This window comes from Paraburkholderia sp. RL17-373-BIF-A (assembly GCF_046030175.1).
In the GTDB taxonomy this organism is placed as follows: Bacteria; Pseudomonadota; Gammaproteobacteria; order Burkholderiales; family Burkholderiaceae; genus Paraburkholderia.
This window is the reverse complement of the sequence record NZ_JARESO010000460.1, coordinates 1-392: the sequence shown is the minus strand read 5'-3', so window position 1 is coordinate 392 and position 392 is coordinate 1. Positions and strand designations below refer to the sequence as shown.

Annotated in this window: 1 protein-coding gene; it reads right to left on the bottom strand. The window is 59.9% G+C overall.

The window, feature by feature from the left end; translation table 11 throughout:
- Positions 1–365: hypothetical protein (locus tag P0D80_RS52005; RefSeq protein WP_459252785.1), on the bottom strand; the 365-nt coding region annotated here is incomplete at its 3' end.
- Positions 366–392: the final 27 nt, after the last annotated feature.

The following is a 392-nucleotide window of genomic DNA, read 5'->3' as shown; positions in this document are numbered from 1 at the left end:
GCCGGGACCGGGAGATTTGGGGACGGGCTGCCGGCGAGATTGACCGCGAGGATCAGCATCAGGAATGAGGCGTCGCAAGCCAAAGCTGTTCGGATTGTGCCGGGTGACTGACACTTCGGAGGAGCGACTGATTCTGTGGGCGTCGGAAGGCGCATTCGGAACGCGCTTAGCGAGTGACGAAAGACTTCGGCATCAACTCGCCGGGCATTGCGCTCGCCCTCGATTTGCTCGACCAGATCGACACATCGCAGGCGAGAATCGCGCGCTCGTAGCGCGACAACGTCATCAACGAGAAAACGCATTCGATTCCCCCCGGCGAGGTGACGCCCATCGCGACGACAGTCGTCGCCATTGTTGATGTTCATCAATTCTGGGAGGGGATGAAAGTTGGG